The organism is Rhizobium sp. 10N414 (assembly GCF_056394785.1).
Map to the genome: position 1 here is coordinate 1 of NZ_JBFTIN010000079.1, position 7,431 is coordinate 7,431.

6 protein-coding genes are annotated in these 7,431 nt (G+C 55.9%); 4 read left to right on the top strand and 2 right to left on the bottom strand.

Translation table 11 applies throughout. From position 1 onward, the window contains the following. The 4 genes from AC1DE4_RS31345 to AC1DE4_RS31360 all read left to right on the top strand — a co-directional run. The coding region (locus tag AC1DE4_RS31345; RefSeq protein WP_477884718.1) for a hypothetical protein at positions 1-326 on the top strand (326 nt) is incomplete at its 5' end. Between the two features lie 471 nt (positions 327-797). Next, positions 798-1,337 (top strand): hypothetical protein, encoded by a 540-nt coding sequence (locus AC1DE4_RS31350; protein ID WP_477884715.1) that lies wholly within the window; start codon positions 798-800, stop codon positions 1,335-1,337. A 112-nt stretch (positions 1,338-1,449) separates the two neighbouring features. Continuing rightward, positions 1,450-2,013 (top strand): hypothetical protein, encoded by a 564-nt coding sequence (locus AC1DE4_RS31355; RefSeq protein WP_477884716.1) that lies wholly within the window; start codon positions 1,450-1,452, stop codon positions 2,011-2,013. Between the two features lie 9 nt (positions 2,014-2,022). Further along, positions 2,023-5,337: a beta strand repeat-containing protein gene (locus tag AC1DE4_RS31360; protein ID WP_477884717.1), complete on the top strand. Its 3,315-nt coding sequence runs from the start codon at positions 2,023-2,025 to the stop codon at positions 5,335-5,337. Between the two features lie 170 nt (positions 5,338-5,507). Here AC1DE4_RS31360 and AC1DE4_RS31365 read toward each other — a convergent pair whose 3' ends face one another. Together AC1DE4_RS31365 and AC1DE4_RS31370 are read right to left on the bottom strand one after the other, a co-directional pair. Further along, complete coding sequence (locus AC1DE4_RS31365; RefSeq protein ID WP_025662477.1) at positions 5,508-5,786, bottom strand: hypothetical protein; 279 nt, start codon at positions 5,784-5,786, stop codon at positions 5,508-5,510. 657 nt (positions 5,787-6,443) lie between these two features. Further along, positions 6,444-6,683 (bottom strand): DUF982 domain-containing protein, encoded by a 240-nt coding sequence (locus tag AC1DE4_RS31370; protein WP_025662478.1) that lies wholly within the window; start codon positions 6,681-6,683, stop codon positions 6,444-6,446. Positions 6,684-7,431 lie beyond the last annotated feature (748 nt).

A 7,431-nucleotide genomic window follows, 5' to 3' on the forward strand; every position in this document is an offset into this window, starting at 1 on the left:
GCAAGACCCCGGAAGCAGTCGTAGCGTTGATCAACGAACTGCTGGAGACCGACAACGACCAGCAGATTGCCAGTCGTCTCAACGCACTGGGGCATCGCAATTGGCGCGGTGAGCCCTTTACGTTGAAGAAGGTCATGATCGTTCGTCGAAGCAAATCTTCCGGTCCAAGAGATGGTCTTCCGCGATGTCTGCCCCGGCTATCGGGACGCCTCGCTCTGGCAGAAGTGGACGTCGAGGAAATACGGCGAAGACCTGGCATGGTGCAAAGACTACCTGGACCGTCTGTAAGGAGAATGAAGATGACCGCAGTTGTAGATATCATCTGAGGCATGATCGCCCTCACTGTTCTCACGATCCGGCGCGGCAGCGCTCAACCCATTCGTTACGGGCGGGGTAGGGGCCATAATCGGAACTTCCAGAACGCTCCACTACAACGCCTCATTCCTCGATTGAATCCAGCCCCACGAGTCCGTGCAAATCGTTCGGAATTTCGATGTGACGGGTAGTGTCTTGGCAACTCCCACGATTCAATTTGGGCCTAAAGACAGAAAATACAATTTTAAAGATTTAAATTCAGCAAATACACTTCTTTCATTGACATGACGCAGAAGTGCCATGTAAGTACTTCTTATGCAACTATCGAGTGCTTAGCGACCTATTCAATGGAATGTTTCGATGATGCTGAATCACCGCAGATGAACAATGCGAAAGCTAGCATTCTCAATTTAAGAGCAAAGACGTGAAATGAATTTGTTCATTTAGAAACAGCGATTTGAGGGATAGCCTTCGGCGATACGATGATGGATGCTGCGAACTTTTCTATCGGCCCGATCCCTCTGATCATTACCGCCCTTTCGATGTATTCATTTGGAAAAGGCTTGATGACGCGCATTAACGCGCATTCGATTATTGTGTTTTCGGTTCTACTTATCGGTGCTTTTTTCGTTACCCTACTTTTTTACCAAGTGAACCATCCAGGTTTTGCCTTTGTATTTGCTTCACAGTCACTAACAGCGGCCACAGCGCTTTTGTTGCTCCGGTTTACCACCGCTCGTGCTGTAAACGGATCGCCGCTTCTTGCTGAGAGTCGAAAGGGTAAAGCAGACCTCCGGAAGCTTATGCTGGCGTGCGCTTCAGTAGTGGTAGCAATTGATATCGCCGCACCCTTCCTTGCTCGGCCATGCAGTGAATCGCGATGCGCGACATTCGGCGCGGTTTTCGGAGCCTTAGGGGGCAAGTTTCAACCCTACTACATGCTGAACTTTTTTGGGGGGCTGATGATTTTCTCTGTGAGCCTGTGTGTCCGCCATCTGAACAACGCAACTTATCGGCAGTAGTCGTGGGGCTAACTAAAGTCGATCCATTCAGCATGCTACTCGGTTCGGCGTCAACGTTCTGATGGGGACGTTTGATGTCACTACGACTTCCTCCTTTCGAGCGATTTCCAATATGAACGATGTTCAAAAGACCGGTGTCACCGTCAGTGATAAGCCTTATTTTTCGCTGGTGGGGAAATCACTACTTTACCTGCTGGGAGTATTTTCTATTACTGCCGCAGTAGCGCTGTATCTTGGCGGGCAACCAAATATCGAACGCGATCAGCCGTCATATTTGCTCTACGCGTGGCCTCCGAATCTATTTTTGCGCGAGAGCTTAGAGGCTAGCTCATTCTCCGCATTTCAGGTGCACGCGTTCTTAACGCTCACTTCATTGTTGAGCGCAATTCTCGCTTTTTGGTATGTGTTCTCCGTTTTGCTTTTAACGCGTGCAAAATTCGTGGGCAGGTCGACCAAAGCCATGCTGATTTATTGCGTAGCAGCAATGGCGGCCCCAATCATTGCGAGTTTTGACTTTACAGAAAACGCAGGGCTTTTCGGATTCGGTCTCCAGCAGCCGATGATGTTTAACATCGCCAAGGGTCTATTCCTGATCCTGGCCTTCTACGTCTCGCTTCAGTTCTTTTCCTACTTAGCGTGTTCTTCCATAGCCAATTCCCGCGCAAATAGTCATTGAGGTCAAGTTATGTCTGACGACACTGCCGAACGCTCTGGGTATGTCCTCGGCGTTACCACTTTAACACTTGATATAACAAATTTCCTGGCCAAGTTTCCGCTGTCGTTGCGAGATGCCGCGAAGGTTCAAGGTTGGACCGGGCTGCTATCCAACGGTATCGGGCTGATCGGTGGGATCGTAATTGGCGCTGCCCAAGAAGGGGCTTACGGCGCTACCAAAGGAATAATAAGCTGGCGGGCCGGCGCAATTGCCGCGGAAGGCACCTTTAACCTTCTCGCAGTACCCTCAACAGAGTTCGCCGGTCTATATGGCACCGCCGCCGCCTTTATTGCATCAGGCCTCGTGGGCCTCGGCGTTGGTTTCGGCGTCGACAAGACCTTTTCGAAGGTGGTCGATCCTGCAATATCGCGATTTGATAAATGGTTTTCAGAGCAAGCCCCTACGACTTTCGAAAAGAACTGGACATTCGGCCCGCTCGCCGACAGCAGCGACCTCAACCCTTATCGCCGAATGGACCCGACGCTTGGTTCGCTCACAACGGGGTATACTGGCGTAAATACGGGTCTGGATACGCCGCGCGAACTAAACGCGGGTTCGCTCCCGTTGACCCTCCCGACACCTCCCGATGTTGCCGCCACGCCTGCGTTTCAATTGTGGGACTTGCCGATTGCAACCCCCTACACCTTCGCTCCCACTCCGACCATTACGGCGGTCGTACCGACGCCTCAACCCGTTGCGCCCGTCCAGAACTCGCAAGGCGGAAACGGCAGTGGCAGCCAAAGCAATGGCAACAACACTAGACCAGGCAACTCGACCAACGACGGCGGACACGGATCGGCCTCTGGTGGATATTCCAGCGGCGGCACCTACTCTTCAGGTGGCAGTGGTCAACCATCCTCATCGAGCGCCGGTAAGGGTTCGTCGTCCTCAAATGGTGGGACAAAATCCAATCCGTCATCCTCGTCCGGCGGGTTTCGCGACAATCAAAACACGAGTAGCTATGGGAGTTGGGGCGGCAGCAGCCTGAGCGGAGCCTCAAGAAGTACCAACGGAAAGACGAGTTCATCCGGATTGCGCGATAATCAGGACACTCGCAATTATAGTCCGAGCGGTAGTTGGGGTAACAAATACTATCCTATCCTTCTCGACCTTTCTGGCAATGGGCTGGACGTTGACAGTCTTTCATCGTCCTCGAAGTTCCTGGACCTTGCTGGCGACGGCTATGCAACGCGCACGGCTTGGGCAGGCCAGGGCACTGGCGTGCTGGTTCTGGACGCGGACGGCGATGGCAAGATCAGCCGCTCGAGCGAGTTCGTCTTCACCGAATGGGACGCGACCGCGAGGACCGACTTCGAAGCGCTGCGAGATGTGTTCGACACCAACGGAAACGGCAAGCTGGATGCGGGTGACGCGCGCTGGTCTGAGTTCCGGGTCGAGGTCAATGGCCAGCTGGTTACACTGGACAGCCTCGGCATCACTTCGATCGACCTGACGCCGACCGGCAGCGGCCAGACATTTGCTGACGGCTCGGCAATCACCGGCACGACGACGTTCACACGCGCCGACGGCACCACCGGGATTGCCGGCGACGCGGTGCTGGCAGCCGACAGTAACAAGTACACCATCCAGACGACAAGCACGACCAATGCCGACGGTTCTGTGTCGAAGGACATCCTCGGCTACGACGCCGACGGCAGCCTGGCCTTCCACGAGGCGGTGACGACGAGCGCCGACGGCAATACGGTTGCGACGCAGTTCGACGACGACGGCAACGGCACCTTTGATCACACACAGACTATGGTCGTCTCCGTTGCGACTGATGGCGTGCGGACCAAGACGGTCTCGAACTTCAACGCCGACGGGTCGCTTTCGGACCGCACAATCACCACGACCAGCAGCGACCTGAAGACGGTGACGACGACAATCGACCAGGATGGCGACTGGGTTATCGACGAACGTCAGGTGTTTGTCCGGCATGCCGACGGCTCGTCGACGACGACGACCGAGATGCTGAGCCTCGACGGCACGGTGCTGCGGCGGGTGGTGATCGAAGCGGCGGCCGGTGGGCTTGCCAGGGTCAGCACCATCGACATCAACGGAGACGGTGCAGCCGACCTGGTGGTTTCGGAGACGACGGCGGTTGCCGCCGACGGTGTTCGTACGAAGACGGTGGACACGCGGGCGATCGACGGCACGCTGTTGTCGAGTACGACAACGACGACGAGCGCTGACAACAAGACAATCACTGTCGCCGAGGATGAGGACGGCAACGGCACGATCGATACCAGGTCGGTGACGGTGACTACGATTGCAGCCCCCGGCGACGTCACTGCCGAGACCACGATCCGCAACGGCGACAATAGCCTGCGCGGCAAGACCACGGTTACGACCAGCGCCAATGGCCTGTCAAAAACAGTCAACGCCGACGTGACCGGCGACGGAGTAGTCGATGTCGTCGACAGCGATATCACGGTGGTTGCTGCCAACGGCAGTCGCACTCAAACGGCGCGGCGGGCGAGCGGTGACGGCACGCTGCTGTCGAAGACGGTGACGACCACAAGCGCCGACCTCAAGACGATCACTATTGCCACCGACGCCAATGGCGACGGGGCCAACGACAGCCTCACAAATATCGTCGTCGCCGCGGACGGCACGACCACCCGGACGGTCAGCACGCTCAATGCCGACGGCTCGCTGATAGCCCGGACCGTTGCGGTGACGTCAGCTGATGGCCAATCGAAGACTACGACAACAGATGCCGACGGCAACAGCACGGTCGATCGCACTGTCAGCGATATAGTCACCGGCAACGCCGACGGTAGCCGCATCGAGACGGTCACGATCGCAAGCGGCAACGGCACGGTGCTTGGCCGGACTATCACGACCACCTCGGCAGACAGTCTGTCGCAATCGGTTCAGACCGATCTGAATGGCGATGGCGTCTTCGACCGGGTTGCCACGGACACGATCACGCTTGGCGCGGACGGATCGCGGAGCGAGACGGTGAGTGTCCGCAGCGCCGACAGCACGTTGACGGGCCAGACGACAACCGTTGTCAGTGCCGACCGGCAGACGACGACGGTAACGACGGATGCGGATGGCGAAGGTCATCTCGATAGCCGCCAGGTGCAAACGGTGTTTGCAGATGGCCATAGCCAGACAACGAGAACCGACTTCGCACCGAATGGCACGGTGCTTTCGACGCGGACGGATACCTGTTTTCCTTCAATAGCAAATCGCCCGGTTTCCATGCCGCGCGGAATCATCCAAGAGAGGTTGGAACGAAAGCGCGCCCTATCCGTTTTGGGGTCGGGTTTTGCTTAATCTCTCCCAGCAAAGCCTCAATGTTCCATTGCCCCGCAACCGCGACTGCCGGGTTCAAATACAAACTCCCACCCCGCTTCCTTCAGCGGGGTTTTTTCTGTTAGCGGCCTTGCGTGGAACTTGGCCTCGCTCGGCGGCCGACAAAAATTGGGAGGTCGTACGCGGGACTTTTACGACAGTGGGCGGCCTTGAATAGAAGCCCGTGTTCGCTCGAAACTGGGCGGCGAAATTGGCGACATTATGCTGCCAAAGTGCCTCTCGAGTTCCATAGTCAGATCTTCTTCTGATGTCATGCCACGGTGAAAAAGTCCGACGAGCAGTTTCGCTGCGACGTTATAGCTTTTGGGATTGGAAACGCTGCTGGCCGGGCCGTAGCCAGCCGCATCCAATACGCCTTGCAGCATGAGGAGGTCTTTTGATTTCAGGACGACGTGCAGTTCGGAAGACATCTGGTCCTCCTTCTTTTGGGGCGAGGGCATTTTGCCCCGAAGCAGCAGCGCCCGTAAAATAGACTGCTGACCAACAGACCATGCTCCACGCTCTTTCCTCACGCAACTTAATTCATGCAATCAATGTTTTTATTCGTCCTTTATAACAAAACCAAAGATTGATGTTGCGTTACATGCGAGGAGTGTCTATATGGCGGCTATCGGCATTGCTGATGAGCGCTGGAACATGTCTGTCGCTCGCAATCGCCGCAGTTGCTTTCTGCTTTTGACCACGGATGTACTGGCATTGGTATGAGTAGCGATGTGAGGAAGGTCGGTGCGGTTTAGCCCCGGCCTTTTTTGTTTGCCGAGATAGGCGCCAGGTCTCAGCGCTCACTCCTGATCGTTTCAGTCGCGAGGAAAAGCAGGTGCCCCGCAAGGGTTCTGGCGAACGCAGCCCTTCGGCAGTTTACAGTTTGGAAAGTGAAACGACGCAGACCTGAATATCTTGCCGTCCCATCTTTTCAGCGAACAACTTTGAGCTTTGTTCCGAGCAACCAATGTCGCGCATGGAAAAGATCCTGATAGCGATTTCCCTCATAGGCATCGCCATTGGCGTGGCTGACTGAGCGCTTTGCTGCAGTCACAAAACCACAAAACCGATTGGGCGAGATTCGGCTAGGCGAGCCGGAACACTACCTTTGCATCGAGAGCCGCTGCAAGGAATGCGGACTCGGCTTCTCTCTGTGTTACTCCTCCTGCCATGGTACCAGCGCAGGCCTGCATAGCCGAGAAGAAGGCGCGGCCTTGTGTCACCGGCCAGTTCGCAAATAGCATGTCCAGGGCTTCATCTGCGGATGCAATGGTGTGCAGCACATGGTTGCGTTCAACGACTAAAACGACCCAACGTGACGACACAAGGTCTCCGATTCCGCTTCAAAGGGATACACTGATCGATCGGCAGCCACTCTTTAAACCCCGCCCGTGACACGTTGTTCCCACTATTCCGCGGGTAGACGAAGAAGGAGCAATTCCAGCAACTCTCGGGGCGTGAGCGTCGAATTCGACGACCTGAGCTCGATGGCGACATTTGCGGCGCCCCGAGCCTGAATGCTTTCAGGATCGGTTCGGGTCGCCGTGCACCAATTCTGGACGCAAGTGGCCGCCGTTTCCAGATGGGCATCGGTTAGATCGATGTCTGTGAGGAAGTTCATCTCACGGTTCCCGCTCAAGGCAAGAGCACGTCGTATCTCTCAATCGGCTCTGCCTTGGAAAACAAAAGGGGCCGACTAGAAGTCGATACGACAATTCATAGACGCATGAAAGGAACGAAAAGTTTACACCGCCCCGAGCGGTTCTTGACGTACATGCGGTCACACATTGCCTCAGCTCATTTTTCCGTCTCGCGACAAATGTCTTACCATCAGGCAAGCGCCCTTGTGCCCCCGCTTGCACCGCATGGGGCCGGCGAGTTGACCCAGCGTCAATCCCTTCCCAACCTTCCACCGCTTGAACGCTCTTCTGTAACGGGCCTTGAGTCAATCCCTTGTGAGCTTAGTCCCTCGCCGAGTGCTTGCTTCTGTTCGCAGTCGGGGCTTGGCCGCTGCTTTATGGGGTCTGCTGAGGACCGGCTGGCCAATCTAGGAACGCGCAGTCACCTGAGTGC

Bases quoted from the DNA above. Each gene is read 5' to 3' on its own strand.
- AC1DE4_RS31350 (WP_477884715.1), top strand. From the start codon at position 798: ATGATGGATGCTGCGAACTTTTCTATCGGCCCGATCCCTCTGATCATT.
- AC1DE4_RS31355 (WP_477884716.1), top strand. From the start codon at position 1,450: ATGAACGATGTTCAAAAGACCGGTGTCACCGTCAGTGATAAGCCTTAT.
- AC1DE4_RS31360 (WP_477884717.1), top strand. From the start codon at position 2,023: ATGTCTGACGACACTGCCGAACGCTCTGGGTATGTCCTCGGCGTTACC.
- AC1DE4_RS31365 (WP_025662477.1), bottom strand. From the start codon at position 5,786: ATGTCTTCCGAACTGCACGTCGTCCTGAAATCAAAAGACCTCCTCATG.